Source organism: bacterium (assembly GCA_026414725.1).
In the GTDB taxonomy this organism is placed as follows: Bacteria; Ratteibacteria; UBA8468; order B48-G9; family JAFGKM01; genus JAAYXZ01.
This window is the reverse complement of sequence record JAOAIL010000014.1, coordinates 1-22,422: the sequence shown is the minus strand read 5'-3', so window position 1 is coordinate 22,422 and position 22,422 is coordinate 1. Positions and strand designations below refer to the sequence as shown.

The window sequence follows — 22,422 nt, the reverse complement described above, 5'->3', positions numbered from 1 at the left end:
ACAGGAATTTTTATAAAAGTATAATGATTATATGAATGATATTGTTTCAACATTGCAAAAAATACATAGAAGTATCAAGCCATTGATATATGAAAGGTTAAAAGAGTTTAGAGGAAACACAACAGAAGAAAGGATAATAAAAGAGTTTTTTTTCTGTCTATTAACTCCGCAGTGTAAAGCAAAGGTATGCTGGGATAATATAGAGAACCTTTATGCAAAGGGAATTTTACAGAAAGGAGATAAAAAAACAATATCAGAGAATTTGTACGGGATTAGATTCAGAAATAACAAGGCAGGTTATATTACAGAGGCAAGAAACAGGTTTTTTAATGGAAGATGTTCTTTGAAAAATATAATTGAAAGTAATAGTCCATCTACTTTAAGAGAATATTTAGTAGATAATGTTAAAGGTATGGGGTGGAAGGAAGCAAGTCACTTTTTAAGGAATATAGGGAAGGGAGAAGAATTTGCTATACTTGACAGACATATATTGAAAGGACTTGTTATGTGTTCTGTGATAGATAGAATACCAGAATCACTTACAAAAACAATATATTTAGATATAGAGGACAGAATGAGAAGATTTGCTAAAAAGATTCATATTCCTCTTTCTCATCTTGATTTTGTTTTCTGGTATCTTTTCAAAAAGGAGGTATTTAAATGAGGAAAGAAGAGATTATAAAAAAGATGGAAGAGAAAGAAGTACAGGCATCTTACCAGAGAATTAAAATACTTGAATATCTTGTGAAACACAGGACGCATCCAACTGTTGATGAGATATATAAAGGTCTATCGGATGAGATACCGACACTTTCAAAAACAACGGTATATAATACATTAAAGGTTCTTATAGAGAAGAAAATTGTTTCACTGGTTACTACAGAAGAAGATGAGGCAAGATATGACTATTCAGAGGATAAACATCTGCATTTCAAGTGTAAACAATGCGGAAATATATATGATATATTTCATAGATGCGATATATTGAAACAGAATGAAATAGATGGACATCTAATAGATGAACACCATATTTATTTCAGGGGGATATGTAAGGAATGCAGAAAAAAGAAAGGAGGGAAGGCAAATGGATAGATATATATGTTCTGTATGCGGTTATGTGTATGACCCTGTAATTGGTGACCCGGAACATGGAGTTGTCCCTGGTACACCATTTGAACAGTTACCCGATGACTGGGTATGTCCTGTCTGTGGTGCGGGTAAAGATAAGTTTGAAAAAGAAAATTCGTAAAAAAAGGAGTTCTGTATGATAGTACAGGAAATAAAAAAAGATGTGTATGGAATAATAATGAATGACTGGGACAGGCGACTGTTTGATGAGTTAATACCACTTCCGGATGGGACTACATACAATGCCTATCTTATAAAAGATGAAAAGAATGTATTAATTGATTCTTCTGATCCGAGAAAGACAGGTAAGTTTTTAAATATTGTAAAAGAGTTAAGTGGAGGGAAGATTGATTATGTTATTTCTCATCATGCAGAGCAGGACCATTCAGGAGGACTTCCAGCAGTCCTGAATATCTTCCCTGATGCAAAGATTATAACCAGTGAGAAAGGTGCCACATTGCTTAATAGATTATTGCTAATACCAGAAGATAGATTTATTACAGTTAAGAATGAAGAAGAAATTAGTATAGGAAAAAGGATATTGAAGTTTTACCATACACCATGGGTGCACTGGCATGAGACAATGATTACCTATAGTCCAGAAGATAAAGTCCTTTTTACCTGTGATCTGTTTGGTTCCCATCTTGCTACAAGTAGTTTATATGCTTCTGATAATAACAGAATATATGAATCGGCAAAAAGGTATTATGCAGAGATTATGATGCCTTTCAGAAATCACATAAGAAAACACCTTGATTTTATTAATACGCTTAATTTTGACATAATTGCTCCGAGTCATGGACCTCTACATAATAAACCAGATTTTATTATCAATGCATATAGTGATTGGGTCTCTGACAATGTTAAAAATGAAGTAGTCATTCCCTATGTCTCCATGCATGGAAGTGTTGAAAAGATGGTTGATTACTTTGTAGATGTACTTATAAAAAGAGATATTAATGTAAAGCCATTTAATCTTACTGTTTCTGATATTGGAGAGATTGCAATGGCTCTCGTTGATGCTGCAACGGTGGTAATTGGAAGTCCTGCTGTTCTCGGTGGACCACATCCTTCAGCCCTCTATGCTACATATCTTTTTAAAGTTTTAAGACCAAAAACAAGGTTTGCTTCTGTTATTGGTTCTTTTGGCTGGGGGAGTAATATGCTTAAGGTAATTACAGAGATGTTACCGAAGGATATAGAGATTATTGAACCAGTAATAGTAAATGGGTATCCACGACAGGATGACTTTGCTTCTCTTGAAAAACTTGCGGATACAATATACAAAAAAAATAAAGAACTCAAATAAAAGGAGGCATATATGGATAAGATATTATATAAAGAGTTAAATGAACAAGTAATAAAGGAGTTATACTCTGCATATCTTTATCTATCTATGGCTTCTTATTTTAATTCACTTCATCTTGAGGGATTTGCCCACTGGATGAAACTTCAGGCAAAGGAAGAGATAGGACATGCAATGAGAATTTATGACTACCTGAATGAAAATGGAGAAAGAGTTATATTTGAGGCGATAGATAAGCCCCCCTTTGATTTTAAGTCCCCTGTTGATGTATTTGAAAAAACATTTGAACATGAAAAGAAGGTTACGAAAAGTATAGAGAATATCTATAAAGTTGCGAGAGAAAAAAATGATTATGCTGCTGAGGTTTTCTTACAGTGGTTTATAAATGAGCAGGTTGAGGAAGAAAAACAGGCACTTACAATTCTTGAAAAGTTGAAAAAGGCAGAAGGTAATGAGCAACTAATTTTAATGATAGATAAGGAATTAGGAGAAAGAGAAGAATAAATAAACAAAAGGAGGGGATATGGTTAAGGAATTATATCAGAGTGCTGACTGGAAGAAGGAAAAACATGTGCCGGTGATTGAGATTATAGAAAAAGATATGGAGAAAGGGATAAAACTTGAAGTTTCTGTTGGTAAAGAGATAAAACATCCCAATACAACAGCGCATCATATTGTATGGATTGATGTATATTTTCTCCCGGAGGGGAGTAAGTTCCCTTATCAGATAGGTAGATATGAATTTCTTTCTCATGGTGCCTCAATAGAAGGTGCAGATACAAGTACTGTATATACAGAACCTGCAGTACATTTGATATTTAAAACATCTAAGGCAGGCAAAATTTTTGCTACTTCCTACTGCAATATACATGGGCTCTGGGAGAGTTCATTGGACCTAACATTATAGGGGGATAAATAAAATGAAAGAGAGGATGGAGAGGTTTAAAAAAGCGATGGTTGATGTATATGCAAAAAAGCCAGAAGAGATGAAAAAGTTCGGAGAATTTGTAGGAACAGTTCTTAAGGATGGGAAACTTGACGTAAAGACAAAGGAACTGATATGTGTAGGCATTGCTGTGGCTGTAAGGTGCAGTTATTGTATAGGAATACATGTAGAGAAGGCATTTAAGGCAGGTGCAACTGAAGATGAGATTTTGGAAGCAGGAACAGTGGCAGTGCTTATGGGTGGAGGACCTGCATATACTTATTTGACAGACCTTGTAGAGGCATTAAAAATGGTAAAAGAAGATAAATAAAAAAACAAGGAGGAGCAAGTGGAAACGGTAAAGATAAAAGGAGAAGTATTTCATTTGGTGGGAATAGATATTGATGTTATTGCTCCTGATTTTTATGTTGTTTCAAATGACCTGAAAGAGGTCAGTTTCTATGAGGCATTTAAGGACAAAATTAAAGTGGTCACAAGTTTCCCGTCCCTTGATACCCCTGTATGTGACCTGCAGGTAAAGGAGTTTAACAGGATAGCCACAGAACTTTCTAAAGATGTTGTTATAATAGGAATAAGTATGGACTTACCTTTCGCTCAAAAAAGATTCTGTGAGATGAATGATATAAAAAATGTTTCTGTCTTTTCTGATTACAGATTTCATTCTTTTTCTTTAAACTGGGGATTACTGATAAAAGAACTCTGTATTATTGCAAGAAGTGTCTTTATTGTGGATAAGAATAACTATATAAGATATTCTGAGATTGTTGAAGAAATTACTACACCTCCTGATTATAAGAAAGCACTTAAAAGTTTAGAAGAACTACTGAAAAGTCCTGATACTCCTGAATGGGAAAGAATAAATTGCTGTTCATGGGAAGAAAAAGAAGGGTTCTTCAAAAAGGTCTTTGAGATAAAAGACACACTTTCTCTAAAATATTTTCTTGAAATACTCTTCTTGATAAAGAAGGAAAGAAAGTTTAACTTTAATGTGGAAATTCGTGAAGATAGAGTTGTAATTACTATTCCTTCCACAAAATTTAATCTGGAAATTGGCTCACTTTTTGATAGTATAAAAGTATAAGGAGGTAATGTATGAAACCCAGAATAATGGTTTTGTATTACAGTATGTTTGGGAATACCTTTATTATGGCAAAGGAGATATGTAAAGGAATTGAGGAAGCAGATGGTATAAGTGTTTTGAGGACTGTTCCGGAACTTATTCCTGAATCTATTATAGAAACAAATGAGAGGATAAAAAAAGCAAAGGAGATGCAGAAAGATGTTTTGATAGCAAAGGTTGAAGATTTAGGAAATATAGATGGTCTTATTGTTGGTTCTCCTACAAGATTTGGTAATATGTGTGCTCAATTGAGAAATTTTCTTGACCAGACAGGTTCTTTATGGGCAAAGGGTGCACTTATTAACAAACCAGTTGGGTTTTTTACCTGTTCTGCGAGTATGCATGGAGGGCAGGAAACGACTCTGATTTCAATGATGTTCAATTTCTTACATCAGGGAGCAATTATAGTGGGTATTCCATATAGTGTTAAAGAACTCATAGAAACCAATAGAGGTGGTACTCCTTATGGTGCAAGTGCAATAGTAGGACTCAATGCGGATAATCCTCCAAATGAGATAGAACTAAAAATAGCGAGAGAACTCGGTAAAAGAGTTACTGAAATAGCGGGTAAACTTAAAAAAGGAGAGTAAGATGAAAAAAGTTATAGTTTATTCAACCTCTACCTGTCCATACTGTCATATGGTAAAAGAGTTTCTGTCTGAAAATAATATTGAGTTTATTAATTATGATGTTGGTGAAGATAGAGAAAAACTTGAAGAGATGATTAGGAAAAGTAATCAGATGGGTGTTCCAGTGATTGATATTGAAGGAGAAATAATCGTCGGATTTGATAAGGATAGGATAAGGTCAGTACTTGGAATGCTATGAAGGAGTATGAACTTATAATTGTAGGCGCTGGTCCAGCAGGGATAACAGCAGGTATTTATGCTGCAAGGAAAAAGATGGATTTTATAATCCTTTCTAAGGATATTGGTGGACAGACGCTTTACAGCTGGGATATAGAGAATTATATCGGGTATCAATTTATTACAGGTCCTGAACTTGTTGATAAGTTCAGACAGCATATTAAAGAGTTTAATGTTAAGATTAACGAGGGCGAGTCAGTAATAAGGATATTAAAGGAGAATAAAGGTTTCAGGTTGGTAACCGTTAAAGGAGAGTATTATACAAAAACAGTTATTGTATCCACAGGAAGGAAGCCAAAAGAACTTAATGTTAAGGGTGAACAGGAATTTAAAAATAAAGGACTTACATATTGTGCTACCTGTGATGCTCCTCTCTTTAAGGATAAGGTAGTTGCTGTTGTTGGAGGCGGGAATGCAGGGCTTGATGCTGTATTACAACTTTCTCGTATAGCAAAAAAGATATATCTGATAGAAATAAAGGATGGACTTACAGGAGATAGATTTGTAATTGAAAAAGTTAAAAAATTAAGTATGGTAGAGATATTAACCAGTACAGAGATTGTTGAAATATATGGAAGTTTTTTGGTAGAGGGTATTAAGGTAAAAGATAGAAACCGGATACGAGAGATAGGTGTTGAAGGGATATTTGTAGAGATCGGTTCAATTCCAAATTCAGAAATTATTGATTTTGTTGACAAGAACATATATGGCGAGATAATAGTTGATTGCAGAAACCACACTTCATATAATGGAGTTTTTGCTGCTGGTGATGTTACAAACGTTTTTGCAAAACAGATAATTGTTGCCTGTGGGGAAGGAGCAAAAGCATCTATCTCTGCATTTGAATATGCAAACTATGTATGAAAAATTAAAGGAGGATGGCTCTATGAAGGAAGGTATATTTTTCGCAAAAGAATTTGAAAGGAATGGTGTAATTTTTTATCTGGAAAAAGGGATGAGGGCAGAAAATATAATTACAAAAAAACTTTTCTATACATTAGCAAAACAGGAGATTGAGCACCTTGAAGCCATAGAGAATTTTATAATTAGTGGTAGATATGACACATATAGAGATAATGTAAAAGAAGTTGAATTTGAAATAAAGAAGTTTTTTGAGTCATTAGAAGAGAAAGATAGATTAGAAAAACAGTTAGAGGTATATAGTATGGCTCTTAATATGGAGAAACATGGTTATAGCCAGTATGAGAAATTTTATAATGAGGCGGTGAATGAAAAAGAGAAGAAGTTTTTTAAATTTCTTATGGGAGAGGAGAGGAAACATATAGAAGCACTGGTGAATGTTTATTCATATATTTCAGAAACAGATGATTGGTTTCATAAAGAGGAAAGCAGGGTCTGGAACTGGATGAATTTGTAAGGTATAATATCCAAAAAGGAGGAAAAATGGGTGTTTTTTTTGATGTGAGCGAGATTTTGCAGTTTGCTATAAGGATAGAGGAAAATGGAGAAAAGTTTTATAGAAAAATAGTAGAAAAGGTACAGGATAATGAAATTAAGAAAATTTTTACATTCCTTGCTGAAGAAGAGGTAAAACATAAAAAGATTTTTACAGAGATGGTTGGTAAGATAGCAAGTTATGAGCCACCTGAAACATACACAGGAGAATATTTTCAGTATCTGAGGGCTTATGCTGATACTATTATCTTTCCACCAGAGATAGAAAGAGAACTTGATACAAAAGGTGGAGTGATTAAAGCGATTGATTTTGGAATAAGGAGGGAACTTGATTCTATAATGTATTATCTTGAGACAAAGGCAGTGGTTCCTGAAACACAGCATTCTGTAATGGATAGGATAATAGAAGAAGAAAGAAGTCATTTTGTCCGGCTCTCTACATTAAAAGAAAAAATACAGAAGGGATGAAAAGGAGGAAAAATGTGTAAGTGCTGTTGTTGTGGGTCAAAGAAAGAAGATAAAAAATTATATGAGTGTAAGAAGTGTGGAAAAACATCCAGGGAAAAGAAAGAGTGTTGTGGTGAGATGATGAAAGAAAAGGAGTAGAGTGTCTGTAAAGATTGTAGGAATTTCAGGGAGTCCGAGGATAAAGGGTAACAGTGAGATTCTGTTAGATACCTGTCTGAAGGTATTAAAAGACAGTGGGGCAGATATAGAGAAGTTTATACTTAATGAAATGAAGTTTGTTCCGTGTCAGGAGTGTGCAGATATAAGAAAAGACGGAAGATGTAAAATACAGGATGATATGCAGAAAATATATCCTGCCATTGAAGAAGCAGATGCTGTTATAGTTGCTTCTCCTGTATTTTTCGGGAGTGTATCCGCACAGACAAAGATGATGATAGACCGTTTTCAGTGTCAGTGGCTCGGTATAAATATCTTTAAAACATACAAAATGAAGAAAAAAAAGACAGGTGTTTTTATTTGTGTGGAAGCAAGTCAGAGGGATGATTTTATAAATAATGCAAAGGCAATAGTAAAAAACTTTTTTGTTACTATAGGTACCTCTTATAAATATGAACTTTTGTGTAAAGGGATTGATGAAAAGGGAAAGGTAAGGGAAAGGCAAGATTGTATTGAGAAAGCAGAAGAGATAGGACGTATTATAGGTAATGTTTGAAAAATTATATAATGGTGGAACAATTCAGTCATATCAGTCCTGTATTACTTGCACTTCTCGCTACTACTTTTACCTGGTTTCTTACTGCTATTGGTGCCTCACTGGTATTTTTCAATACCAGTCCTTCAAGGAAGGTCTTTGATTGCTCTCTGGGGTTTGCTGGTGGAGTTATGACATCAGCAAGTTTTTTTTCACTGCTTCTTCCTGCAATAGAGATTTCAAAGAAAGTATCTTCCATACCAGAATGGGGTGTAATATCAATCGGTTTTACTCTCGGGTGTATATTTTTATACGGACTTGATAAAATTATTCCTCACCTTCACCTTAATGCTCCAATTGAAGAAAAAGAAGGTTATGGTCCAAACTTATCCGTTCCTTATCTACTTATACTTGCTATTACACTCCATAACATACCTGAAGGTATTGCAATAGGAGTTGCATTTGGTGTTCTTAAATTTTCTAAAGTTGGAGCAAATATAATTTCAGCTGTTTCTCTATCTATCGCTATAGGTCTCCAGAATATCCCTGAGGGTATGGCTGTCTCTATCCCCCTTAGAAGTTCAGGTTTTAATAGATTTAAATCATTTTTTTATGGACAGTTATCAGGTATGGTAGAGGTTCTGGGAGGATTTTTAGGTGCTGTTGCTGTAGCATTTTTTCATCCATTACTTCCATATGCATTATCATTTGCAGCAGGTGCAATGATTTATGTTGTAGTAGAAGAGGTAATACCTGAAACCCAGAAGGCAGGTAATACAGATATTGCGACAATGAGTTTCCTTACAGGTTTTCTCCTTATGATGGTGCTGGATACCATTCTTTGACGTGTACTGGTAGGTGTGATATATTTTACACTGGAATGTGTAATTTACGGAGGTAAAAATGGATAAGGAAAAGGCGCTGGAAATGGCAATTACCCAGATAGAAAAAGAGTTTGGTAAAGGTGCAATAATGCGTCTCGGTGAAAAGGCGGTTGTAGAGGTTCCTGTGATTTCAACAGGGGCAATCTCTCTTGACATTGCACTGGGCGCTGGAGGTGTTCCACGGGGAAGGGTAACAGAGATTTTTGGTCCTGAATCATCAGGAAAGACAACCCTCGCACTCCATATAATCGCAGAAGCGCAAAAATCAGGAGGACAGGCAGCTTTTATAGATGCTGAACATGCTTTAGACCCAGGATATGCAAGGAAGTTAGGTGTAAAAACAGAGGATATGCTTATAAGTCAACCAGATACAGGAGAGCAGGCACTTGAGATAGCAGAATCACTTATCAGAAGTAATGCAATAGATATAATTGTTGTTGATTCTGTTGCTGCACTTGTTCCTAAAGCAGAACTTGAAGGAGAGATGGGAGAGAGTGTTATGGGGCTTCAGGCACGTCTTATGTCACAGGCACTTAGGAAACTTACAGGATACATAAGTAAGTCAAAAACCGCAGCAATATTCATCAATCAATTAAGAGAAAAGATAGGTGTCTTTTTTGGAAATCCTGAAACAACACCTGGTGGAAGGGCTTTAAAGTTTTATGCTTCAGTAAGGATAGACATAAGAAGAATAGAGAGTATAAAGAGTGGTTCTGATATCATAGGTAATAGAGTGAAGGTGAAGGTTGTGAAAAATAAGGTTGCTCCACCCTTTAAGGAGACAGAACTTGATATGTATTACGGTTCAGGGATATCAAAGGAGAGTTCTTTAATCAATGCTGCGCTACAGTATAAAGTGATTGAGAAGAAAGGGAGTTATTTCCAGTTGGGGGGAAGTTCTATCGGTCAGGGGATGGAAGGTGTAATTGAAAATCTAAAGAAAGATACAAAACTTTATGAAGAGATTGAAAAGAAAGTAAAGGTAGCAGCAGGGTTAAAAACAGGAGGTGAGAAATGAAAGGAGTGAATATAGGACTTATTGGGTATAAGTTTATGGGTAAGGCACATTCCCATGCCTACAAGGATGTAAGTTTATTCTTTGATTTACCTGTAATTCCTGTAATGAAGGTGTTGTGTGGTAGAGCAGAAGGACCACTTAAAATTGCTGCTGAGAAGTATGGATGGGCTGAATATGAGACGGACTGGAGAAAGGTTGTTAAAAGAAGCGATATAGATATTATAGATATAACAACCCCTCCGAATGCACATAAAGATATAGCAATAGCAGCAGCAAAGGAAGGTAAGGTTATATTCTGTGAAAAACCTCTTGCGGCTACTCTGAAGGATGCTTATCAGATGCTTGAAGCAGTAGAAAAATATGGAGTAAAGCATGCAATATGTTTTAACTACAGAAAACTGCCTGCAATTGGACTGGCAAAGAAATTGATAAGTGAAGGTAAGATAGGGAAGATATATCATATCAGGGCTGTTTATCTTCAGGACTGGATACTTGCCCCTGATTTCCCTCTTGTATGGCGACTGGAAAAAAAGGTTGCCGGTAGTGGAGCACATGGTGACCTTAATGCTCATCTTATAGATATGGCGAGGTATCTTGTAGGTGAATTTGAAGAGGTTATAGGGATGAGTGAGACGTTTATAAAGGAAAGGCCATTACTTAAAGAAACAGGTGCACTTGAAACAGGGCTAAAAGATAAAGAAAAGGCAAAGGAAAAAGGCAAAGTTACAGTGGATGATGCAACACTCTTTCTTGCAAGGTTTAAGAATGGAGTTCTGGGTTCTTTTGAAGCAACGAGGTTTGCAGCGGGCAGGAGAAATGGACAGAGATTTGAAATAAATGGTAGTAAAGGAAGTATTGTGTTTAACCTGGAGCGGCTCAATGAACTTGAATTTTACAGTGTGGATGACCCTGAATATGCCCAGGGTTTCAGGACTATTAATGTAACAGAGGGTTGCCATCCATATGCAGGTAATTTCTGGCCTGCAGGTCATATTATTGGCTATGGTGAGTCGTTTATCAATATGGTGGCAGACCTTCTCATCTCTGTAGCAAAAGGAAAAAATCCAAGTCCTGATTTCTATGATGGAATCAACTCTCAGGAGGTCCTGGTAGCAGTTGAAGAGTCAATTAAAAGAAAAAAATGGGTGAAGGTAAAAGTCCACTAAAACTTTTCTCCTTTTTTTGCATCTAAATATAAAAAGTACTGTAAAAAAAGGAGGATGCAATGAGAAAGATAAAAATTGTTGTGGGAGGCGTGATATTGGGTGTTTTTGTGGCAGGTATTATCTCTTATGCTTTTAATCTACAGATGAAACCACTCCTGAAAAAACAATCAACATCTTCAACTCCGTATATGTTAACCGGAGACAATGGCCAACTTATTACATTACAGAATTCTTTTGTTCAGATAGCAAAGATGGTAAAACCAGCAGTGGTTCAAATAACTACAGAAAAAACAATAACCTACCGTTACTGGGACCCTTTCCAGGAATTTGAGAAATTCTTTGGAGAAGACCCTTTTGAAGGGTTTTTCTCTACTCCGAGACGGAGACAGCAACCTAAGACATATGAAAAGAAACAGCAGGGACTCGGTTCTGGTTTTATAGTAGATGAGGATGGGTATATACTTACAAATAACCATGTTATACAGGGTGTGGATAAAATCATTGTAAAACTTCTGGATGACCCTCATAGCTATGAAGCAAAGGTTGTAGGTACAGACCCGAAGACAGACCTTGCTCTTATCAAAATACAGGTAAGAAAGACACTTCCTACTGTACGGCTCGGTGATTCGGATAACATTGAACCAGGGGAATGGGTGATGGCAATTGGTAATCCTATGGGACTTACAGCAACTGTAACAGTGGGTATTGTCAGTGCAAAGGGAAGGTCCGGTTTTGGAATTACTCAGTATGAGGACTTTATCCAGACAGATGCTGCAATTAATCCTGGTAATTCAGGGGGTCCTCTTATTAACATAAATGGAGAGGTTATAGGAGTAAATACATTTATTGTTTCTCCTGCTGTAGCAGAAGGACTTGGTTTTGCTATCCCTATTAATATCGCAAAACAGGTCTTTTCTCAATTAAAGGAAAGAGGGAAGGTTGTAAGAGGATATCTCGGTGTATATCTACAGCCGATGGATGAAGAACTTGCAACGTCCTTTGGATTGAAAGAAGTGCGCGGAGCACTTGTTTCAAGTGTAATATCTGGGAGCCCTGCAGAAAAGGCAGGCATTCAGGAAGGAGATATTATATTAAAGTTTGATGGTAAAGATGTTAAAAATATGCAGGACCTGCAAATGACGGTTGCCAGTACTCCTGTTGGTAAGAAAGTAAATGTTGTTGTATGGAGGAATAATAAAGAGGTCTCTTTATATCTTATAACTGCGGAGATGCCATCAGAGGAGGAGATGGCAAAGATAGAAGAAAAAGAAAAATGGAGAGGTATGACAGTTTCTTCTATAACTTCTAAGATGAAAGAACAGTTTGGTCTGACTGACACAGAAGGAGTTATAGTAATGGATGTTACACCTGGTTCTCCTGCTGAAGAAGCAGGTATTATCCAGGGAGTTATTATTAAAGAGATAGAAGGGAAGAAGATAAAGAATGTTCTTGATTATAAAAATATTATAAAAAATATTCCCAAAGATAAAAATGTCCGTGTTCTTATGAAGAAAGAAAAACAGAGTATATTTGTGGTATTAAAGGGTGAAAAATAAAAAACTTTATCAAAGGGCAATTAAGCTGCTTGGCAGGAAAAATTATTCAGAAGCAGAGTTAAGAGAAAAAATAAGAGGTGATGCAGAAGAAGAGGAGATAGAAGAGGTTATTGAAGAATGTAAAAAGCAGCATTATTTAGATGATAGTGCACTGGCTGATTATCTTGTAGATAGGTATCTTGAAAAAAGAAAGGGATTCTGGTACATCATATCTGCTCTTGAAAAGAGGAAGATAAGGGAAGATATAGTAAAAGAGATAAAAGATAATTTTAATTTTGAAGTTGAATATAAAAAAGCGGAGGAGTTTGTCCGTAAAAATAGAAAAAGGAAAGACATCTCCTCCATTCTTTTTTCTCTGAAGGCAAGAGGTTTTTCTTATCCTGTGATAAGCAGGATAGCAAAGGAATATATAAAAGGAATAGATAGTACAGAGTAGAGAAAAGGAGAGAAGGCAGTGAAGAGTTCAGAGATAAGGGAATTATATTTGAATTTTTTTAAAGAAAAGGGTCACACTATAGTTCCTGGAAGTGGGCTTATTCCTTTTGATGACCCAACACTTCTTTTTACAAGTGCAGGTATGGTGCAGTTCAAGAAATTCTGGGCAACAGATGTTCCTCTGCCATATACGAGAGCAACTACCTGTCAGAAATGTCTCCGTGCTGGTGGTAAGGATAGTGATATAGATAAAATAGGGATTACAGGGAGACACCATACATTTTTTGAAATGTTGGGTAATTTTTCTTTTGGCGATTATTTTAAGGAAGAAGCGATTGGCTGGGCATGGGAGTTTGTTATTGAACGGTTGAAAATTCCTGAAGAACGTATATGGGTTTCTTATTATAGAAATGACGATGAGACAAAAATAATATGGAAAAAGTTTTTGCCAGAAAAGAGAATTATACCTCTCTCTGAAAAGGATAATTTCTGGGGACCTGCAGGAGACACAGGTGCCTGTGGTCCCTGTACAGAGTTATATATTGACTATGGAAAAGAGAAAGGTTGTAGTAATGATTGTATGCCAGGTTGTGAATGCGGCAGGTTTTTGGAATTTTGGAACCTCGTTTTCCCACAGTATGATAAACAGAAAGATGGTACACTTGCTCCATTAAAAAGGAAAGGCGTGGATACAGGTATGGGACTTGAAAGGATTACAAGGATTATGCAGAATGTCCATTCAAACTACGACACAGACCTTTTTCTTCCAATCATAAAAGAGATTGAAAAAATATCCGGATGTAGTTATGATGATGAAAGAAAGAAGCCATCCTTTAGAATTACTGCTGACCATATCCGTGCAGCTGTTTTTTTGATAGATGAAAACATACTGCCTTCAAATGAAGGCAGGGGGTATGTACTACGCAGGATAATACGTCGTGCAGAAATTACAGGTGCAGACCTTGATATAAAGGAACCATTTTTACATCAATTAAGCGGGATTGTTATAGATATAATGGGAGGAGTATATCCTTCCCTAAAAAAGAATATAGAATTGATAGGAAGGGTTATAAAGGAAGAGGAAGAGAAATACTACTATCTTATAAATTCAGCCAGCAGAAATTTCTATATCGCTACAGAAAAACTGAAAGGCAATACAATACCGGGAGATGTTGCTTTTAAACTTTATGATACATATGGTATCCCGAAGGACTTGCTTGATGATATGTCTTCACAGAGAGGATTGAAAGTAGAATGGGATGTATTTGAAAAATGTCTTAATCAACAGAGGGAAAAAGCAAGGGTTTCATCAGATATTGGGGCGAAGAAAGAAATTATAGCAGGGAATTCTCCACAGATAGAGACCGTATTTACTGGATATGAAACAATAGAAGATAGAGCAAGTGGTATAGCAGTGTATAAAGATGAGAAGAAAGATACATTATATCTTGTTCTTGATAAGACACCTTTTTATCCTGAAAAAGGTGGTCAGATTGGTGATAGGGGATGGATTGTTAAAGAAGGTGAGGGTTTTTCTTTGAGATTTAAGGTGTTAGATACCCAGATAGATGAGAAAGGGATAATATACCATAAGGGTAATATTGAAGGGACAGGAAAACCGGATGATTTTATAGATACGGGATTAAAAGTATCTGTTGACAGGGTATTCAGGAAATGTGTTTCAATAAACCATACAGCCACACATCTGCTTCATTATGCATTAAGAGAAGTTATAGGAAAAGATGTTAGACAGGCAGGTTCTTTTGTTGGAGATACAAAACTACGTTTTGATTTTGTCTGTTTCAAGCAAATTTCAGATGAGGATATACAGAGGGTTGAAGAACTGGTTCAGGAGAAGATATTTTTGGATGCACCTGTAAAGGTTGATGAGATGACACTGGATGAGGCAATAGAAAAAGGGGCTATAGCACTCTTTCAGGAAAAGTATGGTGAGAAGGTAAGAATGATAAACATAGGGGACTATCATAAAGAGGTCTGTGGAGGTACGCATATAACACATACAGGAGAGATAGTTCTTTTTAAGATAACAGGGTTTTCAAGTATAGGACAGAACTTAAAGAGGATAGAAGTGGTAACATATATTGAAGCACTGAAACAGATGGATATGTATAGAAAGATAGTTAATGACATAGCAGCAAAGTTTAACACAGATGAGTTTAAAGTGCTTACAACGATTGAAAAACTTATACAGGAAAATGAAGAAAGAGTTAAGACCATAAAAAGGTATGAAGATATACTTGCTTCAGAGATGTCTTCAAAAATAATAGAGAAAAAAGAATGTTTTAAGACAGGTAAAGGATATTTTGTATCAGGTTTTTTTGATATAGGAGGTATTGATTTTTTAAGCAGGGTTGCTGATATGAGTATGAAAGAGATAAAGGAAGGTGTAGTATTTGTTGGTGGTTCTTCAGGTAAAGAGATATCTTTTGTAGTGAAGGTGAGTTCTGGTTATGCAAAGGACTTTTCTGCAAAAGGACTTGTAAAAGAAATAGCGGGTATTGTTGAAGGACAGGGAGGAGGAAGTGATACATTTGCGAGAGGTAGTGGTAAAAGGACTGATAATTTTAACCAAGCAGTTATAAAGATAAAAAAGGTTCTGAAACTTACGGGGTAGAGATGGTAAAGAAAAAAATAAAAAGTGATGAGGTTAAAATTCTTGAGCAGATTAAGAAGGGAGATGTGAAAGCAAAGGAACAGTTTACCAGAGATAATCAGGGGCTTGTTATATATCTTGCTAAAAAATATGCCTTTACACCTGATATACTTCCAGACCTCATTGCAGAAGGGAATATGGGATTACTTAAAGCAGTTGAGAAGTTTGATGCAAACAAGAAAGTGAAGTTCGGTACTTATGCATATTTCTGGATAAAAAGGTTTATAATAAGGGCTATTCTCCGAGAATTTGAAGTGCTTAAGATACCTGAGAGGTACCAGGACCTAAAGGAAAAGATAGAGGAGGTAAAGAAAGAATATATGTTTAAGAAAGGCAGAATACCAACAGATAATGAGATAGCAAAGAGTTTAAATCTACCTTTAGAGGTATTACAGAAAATGAAAAAATATGCATCCCAGGTTAGGGTAATATCCTCTGATTTCTATGATGGAGAAAAACAGGTTGACCTTTTTGATGTTATGAACTTTACAAGAAAGGAAGACCTATGGGATATATTGAGGAATAAAGATTTATTGAAAAGTATATTTCATAGATTGAAGGAAAAAGAGAAAAAAGCAAATGTGGATATGTGGCTTAAGGTATTAGAAATGTATTATGGATTAAACGGTAGAGTTCCACTTAGTTATAAAGAGATATCAAAAGAACTTAATGTTAGTCGTCAGAGAATCCACCAGATAAAAAAAACATGCCTTCAAGCATTAGCAAAAGAATGGGAAAAAATGAAAAAAGAGGAGGTAGAGAGAAATGAAGGAGATAAAAACACTTATAAGAACAATACCTGACTTTCCTAAAAAAGGTATACTCTTCAGAGATATAACACCTGTTTTGAAAGACCCGGATGCATTCAGAAAGGTTATAGATGCATTTCAGAGAAATACGCCTTTGAATATAGATAAAGTGGTAGCCGTTGAATCAAGAGGGTTCATATTTGGTTCTGCACTTGCTTTTAATCTCGGGGTAGGATTTGTCCCTGTAAGGAAAAGTGGAAAACTGCCAGGGAAGACAATTAAAACAAAGTATGACCTTGAATATGGAACAGATATACTTGAGATACACGAAGATGCAATAGAGAAAGGAGATAATGTTATTCTTGTAGATGACCTTCTCGCTACAGGTGGGACAGCACTCGCTTCCTGTAAATTGATAGAAAAAAGTGGAGGTATTGTAAAAAAGATACTCTTCCTCGTTGAACTTGATGACCTGAAAGGGGTTAAAAAGCTTAAGGATTATGACGTCTTTTCACTTATCCATTTCTAACTAAATGAGAGACATCTTTATCATCTCTTCTGCTATCTGTATAGCATTTGAGGCAGCCCCTTTTCTTATATTGTCTCCAACCACCCACATATCCAGAGCATTTTCAAAAGCAGGGTTTTTTCTTAACCGTCCTACATATACATCATCCTGCCCTGAAACATTAACAGGAACAGGATAACCTGATTTCTCTGGTTGGTCAATAACCTTCACTCCGGGGGAGGAGGTAAGTATTGTTCTTATTTCTTCCACATCTATCGGTTTTTCACACTCTACGGTAACTGCTTCAGAATGTCCATTAAAGACAGGAACCCTTACACATGTCGCAGAGACATTTATACTGCTATCTCCAAGTATTTTGTGGGTTTCTTTTATCATTTTCACTTCTTCTGAATAATATCCTGGGAATTGTTCTGAAAGTCCTCCTATCTCAGGGATAACATTGAAGGCAATCTGGTATGGATAGACAGAGTTTTTGAGTTCTGCCCCTTTTGCATAAGAATGTACCTGTGTCTCAAGCTCATCAACAGCATCCTTCCCTGTTCCTGAGACCGCCTGATAGGTAGATATAATAATCCTTTTAACTTTATACCTCTTATGGATGGGAAATACAGCCATAAGCATAATAATGGTAGAACAGTTAGGATTGGCAATAAAACCCTGATGTTGTTTCAGATGGTGTGGGTTAACTTCCGGAACAACAAGGGGAACTCTATTATCCATCCTGAAATCTCCACCATTGTCTATTACAATAGCACCTTTTTTTACTGCTTCCCATCCAAAGAGTTTACTTGCTCCTTTCTCTCCTTCGGTGCCTGCGAAGAATGCAATATCAACGTTGTTAAAAGAATCAATATCTGTCTTTTCCACCCTTACCTTTTTACCTGCAATGTTCTCTTCTCTTTCTCTCGTTGCGAGTATTTTCAATTCGTTATAAGGGAAATTTCTCTCAATAAGAACCTCAACCATTTTTTTACCTACCATCCCTGCACCTACAACAGCTACATTATATCTTTTCATTTTCTACTCCTTTTTAATATAGAACTTCCAATGAGTCCTGCAAAATATGCCTTTACTATATCAAATGGAATAAAAGGGAGAGAACCAATAACGAATGCCTTATAGATTGAAATGTTTAAAAAGGAAGCAAGCCATATAACACCGCACAGATGTATTATCCCGATTCCTGAAAGCATACCATATATCATCTGTGGTTTTGTTTTCCCCTTTTCTGTAATAACTCCTATAAGATAGGTTGATAGAACAAAACCAGCAATATAACCAGTAGTTGGTCTTAAGATACCATAAGATGCGCCATAGAACCAGTTTATACCTGCCATACCACCTGCAAGATAGAATATCTGACTTAAAGCACCTATTGTTTTTCCGAGAAGGATTCCACAGAGGAGTACAATGAATACCTGTCCTGTTACAGGGACTGGTGTAAATGGAAGTGGTATATATATCTGTGCTGATAAAGCAGTAAGGAGTGTAAAAGATATTCCGAGTGAAAGTTTCTGCACTATTGAAAAGGATGAAAAGGCATCATAATATCTTTCCCATAGTTTTTCCCATTGGGTTATAATTCTTTCCATATCCCCTCCCTTATATACTGGATATTGTCTTCATCAATCTATCCTCATCAATTGAGGGACCTATGAGTGAGAGGTACATATTTCCCTTTCTGAATAATGTCCCTGCAATTTCTTTTACTTCTTTAGAACTCACACTTCTTACTTTTTCTAATGTCTCTTTTATAGATATAACTTTTTCTCTCAGTAATCTCTGTTCTCCTAACCACAGCATATATTCTAAGTTGTCTTCCATCTCCATAAGAATCTGTGAGATAATGAATTTTTTTGCCCTTTTCATTTCACTTCCACTTACTCCTTTATCCCGTACCTTTACCAGTTCATCTATAATTGCTGAAACAGTTTTTTCTGTGTTTTCAGGAGAAACACCTGCATAGATGAGATATGCCCCTGTATCCTGATAGTGTTTCGTCATACCTCTTATCGCATAAGCAAGTCCCATTTCTTCCCTGATTCTATTGAAGAGGCGACTGCTCATATTCCCTGCAAGTATGGTATTAAGTACTGCCAGAGGGTATCGCTCTTTATCAAATCTACTCGGTGCAAGCCCACCCATTACTATATGTGTTTGTTCTGTCTTTTTTGTAAGTTTTTTTATCTTTGGACCGGATGGTCCTTTTTCCCACAGGATGAAGGTATTGTCTGCTTTTCTCTGTACAGGAGAAAGATACCTTTCCACTGCTTTTTGCATCATTTTTTCATTGATATTTCCAGCAATGCTTACCACAATATTTTCAGCAGTATAAAGATTTTTTATATATTGGGACATATCCTTTTTGGTAGTGTTTTTTATACTTTCAACTGTACCTGCAATGGGTTGTCCGAGTGGATGCCCGTTATAAAGTATCTCATCAAAAAGTTCAAAGACATATTTTGCAGGGATATCCTTATACATATTGATTTCTTCTATAATGACATTTCTCTCCTTCTCTATATCTTTTTCTTTCAGAAGAGGGTTCTGTATCATATCTGCAAGAACATCTATGCTTAATTCAAGATACTCTCCTAAGATTTTTATCCAGTAGCAGGTTGCCTCTTCTGATGTGAATCCGTTAAATGTTCCCCCCACACCTTCAATTTCTTCTTTTATCTGTCTGTAGTTTCTCTTTTTCGTGCCCTTAAAGAGTAAATGTTCTAAAAAATGTGAGATACCAGAAATTTTTTCTGTTTCAAATCTACTTCCTGCCTTTATCCATATACCTGTTGATACAGAATGGAACTCTGGTATATGTTTATATATTACCCTTATCCCGTTTTTTATCTTAAACTCCTGCCACTCCATCTTTTTATCCTTTTTTTCTTTTATTTCATTTTTTAGGCAAAATAGTTGACATTTATTATAACTATATTATTATATTCTGACAAGTTCTAATATCTGGAAAGGAGGTGATAGATATATGAGGATTGGTTTTATGATGAAGTTTGATAAAGGAAGGATTGATTTTGCTAACAGAGTTGGTTTTAAGTCCTGTGAGTTAATTGTATCTCCAGAAGATGATTTCTTCCCGGATAAGGATGGTTGGAAAGAAAGAGCGAATGAAGTAAAAGAATGCTATGATAAGAAAGATATACGGATATCGTGTCTTGCAGGGTTTTATGTTAATCATATGGATATAGATAAAACAGATGAATATAAAAAGCGTGTAAGAAGTACCATTGTCCTTGCTAAAGAGATGGGTATTGGTGTAGTAGCTGGTTTTTCAGGTAGAATAGTTGGTAAAGGGTTAAAGGAAAGTATTACGGTTTTTAAGAAGATATGGAGTGAGCATGCGAAGTTTGCTGAAGACCATAATGTAAAAATTGCGTTTGAACACTGTCCGATGGGCGAGTTTCATACACCATCTAATGGGATAAACTTCATGTGTACTCCTGAAATGTGGGATATTGCTTTCAATGAGGTTCCTTCTGAAGCAATAGGACTTGAGTGGGACCCGAGCCATCTTATATGTCAGTTTATAGACCCTGTAATGACACTTAGAAAATTTGGAAAAAGGGTTTATCATGTCCATGCAAAGGACGCACATGTAAATACGGATATTATAAAGGAATATGGAATCTGGTATCCAGGAGCAACTGAACACTGTTTCCCTGGACTTGGAGATACTGACTGGGGGCTATGTATAAAAGAACTCTTACGGCAGGGGTATAAAGGAGACTTGAATATAGAGGGTTGGCATGATAAGGTTTATTGTGGAGATAAAGAAGATGAAGGGTTAATCATTGCTTTCAGATATCTCAGTCGTTTTGTCGTACAGGAATAGGAGGAGAAAAATGAAAATAGGATGTCAGGAAGGGTTATTACCAGGAAGTAACCTGAAAGAAAAATTTGAAATTGCAAAAAAGATTGGGTTTGAGGGAATAGAAATATGGGGAAGTGAACTTCTGAGAAATCCAGAGAAGATAAAGGAATATAAAAAAATCTCAGAAGAAACTGGAATTAAAATTTCAAGTATATGTGTTGGATATAGAAATTCTTTGCTTGAACCAGAACCAGGAGATAGAGAAAAGACGAGAGAGGATATTAAGAGGTTGCTTGAAATAGGAAAAGAAATAGGTGTAGTGGGTTTGATTGTTGTACCTGTTTTTGGAGGTCCTAAGGTTCCTAACCTTTCTCCTTATAGGAATGCATATGAACTTGAAAAGGAACTATTGCTTTCACAATTACCAGAAATTGTTAAAAAAGCAGAGGAAACTGAATGTTGTATATTGCTTGAACCACTTAATAGATATGAGACGCATTTTTTGAACAGATTAGAACAAGCCGTTGAGTATTGTGAAAAGATAGGTAGTGAGTATCTGAAGATATTAGCGGATTTTTTCCATATGAATATAGAGGAAGCAGATATCTCGGAATCATTTAAAAAGGCAGGAAGATGGATTGCTCATGTCCATCTTGCGGATAGTAACAGATTACTTCCAGGGATGGGACATACGAATTTTGAAGGTGGATTCAGAGCACTTAAAGAAGTTAATTTTGAAAATTATATGATTCTGGAATGCTGGGTACCTGAACCAGTAAAAGAGAATCTTGAAAAAAGTTTACGTTTTATGAGAAAAACAATTGAACAGATTAAAAAAGGATAAATTATGAAAAAGATTCTTTATATATACGGAGGACCTGAGTTTCACCCTACAGAATGGGCAGGAAAGAAATTGAAAGAGATACTTTATAGAGATGGAAGGTTTGAGATGGAAATGACATCTGACCTTGATTCCTTTATCTCTCTTCCCTCCAGTGGATATGATGCGGTTGTGGTATATACCACTGGTTTTAAGGAAGACCTTACAGATGAAAGAGAAAAAGGACTTTTGCAGTTTATAAAAAATGGCGGTGGATTTGTCGGGATACATTCGGCAACAGACAGTTTCAGAGGTAGTAGAAAGTATATAGAGATGATTAATGGTGAATTCCTTTCACATCCAGAACATCATGAATTTTGTGTCTCTGTCGTTGATAAACAACACTATATTACTGTAAGAATGCCTGACTCTTTCTCTGTATACGATGAGATGTATCACCTGCAGAATTATGACCCTTCAAAGTCGACACTGTTATTTAAAACAATATGGCAGGGAAAAGAAATTCCTGTTGCTTATACGAGAGATTACGGAAAGGGGAAGGTTGTTTACATCTCTTTAGGTCATACTAAAGATGCATGGGCGCATCCTGAATTTCAGAAGATTCTTATAAGAGCGATTGCATACAGTACAGGTGAAAAACTATCGGATAGAATTGTAGAATGTGGAATTCTTGGTTATGGTCCTGCATTCAATATGGGGAAACACCATTCTGATTGGATTAATTCTACTTATGGGTTAAAAACACTTGCAGTGTGTGATATTGACCCTAAAAGGGTAGAAGTTGCAAAACAGGAATTACC

Annotated in this window: 29 protein-coding genes; 26 read left to right on the top strand and 3 right to left on the bottom strand. The window is 36.0% G+C overall.

Annotation, left to right across the window (positions count from 1 at the left end):
- The first annotated feature begins 31 nt into the window (after nt 1-31).
- Genes N3D17_05775 through N3D17_05665 form a run of 23 tightly spaced genes read left to right on the top strand, consistent with a single transcriptional unit; the run spans nt 32 to nt 16,952 of the window.
- On the top strand, nt 32-664 hold the full coding sequence (locus N3D17_05775; protein ID MCX8082886.1) for an N-glycosylase/DNA lyase: 633 nt from the start codon (nt 32-34) through the stop codon (nt 662-664).
- Entirely contained in the window at nt 661-1,092 is a 432-nt protein-coding gene (locus N3D17_05770; GenBank protein ID MCX8082885.1) for a transcriptional repressor, read from the top strand. Before N3D17_05775 ends, N3D17_05770 begins: the two co-directional genes overlap by 4 nt.
- Nucleotides 1,085-1,249, top strand: coding sequence for a rubredoxin (locus tag N3D17_05765; GenBank protein ID MCX8082884.1), 165 nt, complete (start codon nt 1,085-1,087; stop codon nt 1,247-1,249). Before N3D17_05770 ends, N3D17_05765 begins: the two co-directional genes overlap by 8 nt.
- 15 nt (nt 1,250-1,264) lie before the next feature.
- A complete protein-coding gene (locus tag N3D17_05760) occupies nt 1,265-2,437 on the top strand; it encodes an FprA family A-type flavoprotein (protein ID MCX8082883.1) in 1,173 nt (390 codons plus the stop codon).
- A gap of 12 nt (nt 2,438-2,449) precedes the next feature.
- Nucleotides 2,450-2,938: a ferritin gene (locus tag N3D17_05755; GenBank protein MCX8082882.1), complete on the top strand. Its 489-nt coding sequence runs from the start codon at nt 2,450-2,452 to the stop codon at nt 2,936-2,938.
- A gap of 19 nt (nt 2,939-2,957) precedes the next feature.
- Entirely contained in the window at nt 2,958-3,341 is a 384-nt protein-coding gene (locus N3D17_05750) for a desulfoferrodoxin family protein (GenBank protein MCX8082881.1), read from the top strand.
- Nucleotides 3,342-3,354: 13 nt separating this feature from the next.
- Entirely contained in the window at nt 3,355-3,690 is a 336-nt protein-coding gene (locus N3D17_05745; GenBank protein ID MCX8082880.1) for a carboxymuconolactone decarboxylase family protein, read from the top strand.
- A gap of 18 nt (nt 3,691-3,708) precedes the next feature.
- Nucleotides 3,709-4,461, top strand: coding sequence for a thiol peroxidase (gene tpx, locus N3D17_05740; GenBank protein ID MCX8082879.1), 753 nt, complete (start codon nt 3,709-3,711; stop codon nt 4,459-4,461).
- A gap of 11 nt (nt 4,462-4,472) precedes the next feature.
- Nucleotides 4,473-5,090, top strand: a complete 618-nt coding sequence (gene wrbA / locus N3D17_05735) for an NAD(P)H:quinone oxidoreductase (protein ID MCX8082878.1) — start codon at nt 4,473-4,475, stop codon at nt 5,088-5,090.
- A 1-nt stretch (nt 5,091) separates the two neighbouring features.
- Nucleotides 5,092-5,328 carry an NrdH-redoxin gene (locus N3D17_05730; GenBank protein MCX8082877.1) on the top strand — a complete coding sequence of 79 codons (237 nt, stop codon included), beginning with the start codon at nt 5,092-5,094 and terminating at the stop codon, nt 5,326-5,328.
- Nucleotides 5,325-6,230 (top strand): FAD-dependent oxidoreductase, encoded by a 906-nt coding sequence (locus tag N3D17_05725; protein MCX8082876.1) that lies wholly within the window; start codon nt 5,325-5,327, stop codon nt 6,228-6,230. Before N3D17_05730 ends, N3D17_05725 begins: the two co-directional genes overlap by 4 nt.
- A 22-nt stretch (nt 6,231-6,252) precedes the next feature.
- Nucleotides 6,253-6,744, top strand: coding sequence for a rubrerythrin (locus tag N3D17_05720; GenBank protein ID MCX8082875.1), 492 nt, complete (start codon nt 6,253-6,255; stop codon nt 6,742-6,744).
- 26 nt (nt 6,745-6,770) lie between these two features.
- Nucleotides 6,771-7,250, top strand: a complete 480-nt coding sequence (locus N3D17_05715) for a ferritin family protein (protein MCX8082874.1) — start codon at nt 6,771-6,773, stop codon at nt 7,248-7,250.
- A 12-nt stretch (nt 7,251-7,262) separates the two neighbouring features.
- The gene (locus N3D17_05710; GenBank protein ID MCX8082873.1) at nt 7,263-7,388 is read left to right on the top strand and encodes a hypothetical protein; all 126 of its coding nucleotides are present in this window, start codon (nt 7,263-7,265) and stop codon (nt 7,386-7,388) included.
- A 1-nt stretch (nt 7,389) separates the two neighbouring features.
- Complete coding sequence (locus N3D17_05705) at nt 7,390-7,962, top strand: flavodoxin family protein (GenBank protein MCX8082872.1); 573 nt, start codon at nt 7,390-7,392, stop codon at nt 7,960-7,962.
- An 11-nt stretch (nt 7,963-7,973) separates the two neighbouring features.
- On the top strand, nt 7,974-8,786 hold the full coding sequence (locus N3D17_05700) for a ZIP family metal transporter (protein ID MCX8082871.1): 813 nt from the start codon (nt 7,974-7,976) through the stop codon (nt 8,784-8,786).
- Nucleotides 8,787-8,844: 58 nt separating this feature from the next.
- The gene (gene recA / locus N3D17_05695) at nt 8,845-9,843 is read left to right on the top strand and encodes a recombinase RecA (protein ID MCX8082870.1); all 999 of its coding nucleotides are present in this window, start codon (nt 8,845-8,847) and stop codon (nt 9,841-9,843) included.
- Complete coding sequence (locus N3D17_05690) at nt 9,840-11,009, top strand: Gfo/Idh/MocA family oxidoreductase (GenBank protein MCX8082869.1); 1,170 nt, start codon at nt 9,840-9,842, stop codon at nt 11,007-11,009. Before recA ends, N3D17_05690 begins: the two co-directional genes overlap by 4 nt.
- A gap of 59 nt (nt 11,010-11,068) precedes the next feature.
- A complete protein-coding gene (locus N3D17_05685) occupies nt 11,069-12,565 on the top strand; it encodes a DegQ family serine endoprotease (GenBank protein ID MCX8082868.1) in 1,497 nt (498 codons plus the stop codon).
- Nucleotides 12,555-13,001, top strand: coding sequence for a RecX family transcriptional regulator (locus tag N3D17_05680; protein ID MCX8082867.1), 447 nt, complete (start codon nt 12,555-12,557; stop codon nt 12,999-13,001). The genes N3D17_05685 and N3D17_05680 overlap by 11 nt, the downstream gene beginning before the upstream one ends.
- A gap of 18 nt (nt 13,002-13,019) precedes the next feature.
- The gene (gene alaS / locus N3D17_05675) at nt 13,020-15,635 is read left to right on the top strand and encodes an alanine--tRNA ligase (GenBank protein MCX8082866.1); all 2,616 of its coding nucleotides are present in this window, start codon (nt 13,020-13,022) and stop codon (nt 15,633-15,635) included.
- Nucleotides 15,636-15,637: 2 nt separating this feature from the next.
- Nucleotides 15,638-16,477, top strand: coding sequence for a sigma-70 family RNA polymerase sigma factor (locus N3D17_05670; protein MCX8082865.1), 840 nt, complete (start codon nt 15,638-15,640; stop codon nt 16,475-16,477).
- Nucleotides 16,440-16,952 carry an adenine phosphoribosyltransferase gene (locus N3D17_05665; GenBank protein MCX8082864.1) on the top strand — a complete coding sequence of 171 codons (513 nt, stop codon included), beginning with the start codon at nt 16,440-16,442 and terminating at the stop codon, nt 16,950-16,952. The genes N3D17_05670 and N3D17_05665 overlap by 38 nt, the downstream gene beginning before the upstream one ends.
- Here N3D17_05665 and N3D17_05660 read toward each other — a convergent pair whose 3' ends face one another.
- From N3D17_05660 to N3D17_05650, 3 genes are read right to left on the bottom strand one after another with little or no spacing between them, the layout of a single operon-like run.
- Nucleotides 16,953-17,969, bottom strand: a complete 1,017-nt coding sequence (locus tag N3D17_05660; protein MCX8082863.1) for an aspartate-semialdehyde dehydrogenase — start codon at nt 17,967-17,969, stop codon at nt 16,953-16,955.
- Nucleotides 17,966-18,544: a biotin transporter BioY gene (locus tag N3D17_05655; protein MCX8082862.1), complete on the bottom strand. Its 579-nt coding sequence runs from the start codon at nt 18,542-18,544 to the stop codon at nt 17,966-17,968. Before N3D17_05655 ends, N3D17_05660 begins: the two co-directional genes overlap by 4 nt.
- Before the next feature lie 10 nt (nt 18,545-18,554).
- Nucleotides 18,555-19,823 carry an insulinase family protein gene (locus tag N3D17_05650; protein MCX8082861.1) on the bottom strand — a complete coding sequence of 423 codons (1,269 nt, stop codon included), beginning with the start codon at nt 19,821-19,823 and terminating at the stop codon, nt 18,555-18,557.
- 115 nt (nt 19,824-19,938) lie between these two features.
- Here N3D17_05650 and N3D17_05645 point away from each other — a divergent pair, with 115 nt between their 5' ends.
- The 3 genes from N3D17_05645 to N3D17_05635 all read left to right on the top strand — a co-directional run.
- Nucleotides 19,939-20,802 (top strand): sugar phosphate isomerase/epimerase, encoded by an 864-nt coding sequence (locus N3D17_05645; GenBank protein ID MCX8082860.1) that lies wholly within the window; start codon nt 19,939-19,941, stop codon nt 20,800-20,802.
- Between the two features lie 10 nt (nt 20,803-20,812).
- Nucleotides 20,813-21,625, top strand: a complete 813-nt coding sequence (locus tag N3D17_05640; GenBank protein MCX8082859.1) for a sugar phosphate isomerase/epimerase — start codon at nt 20,813-20,815, stop codon at nt 21,623-21,625.
- A gap of 3 nt (nt 21,626-21,628) precedes the next feature.
- On the top strand, nt 21,629-22,422 hold a 794-nt coding region (locus N3D17_05635; protein MCX8082858.1), incomplete at its 3' end, for a ThuA domain-containing protein.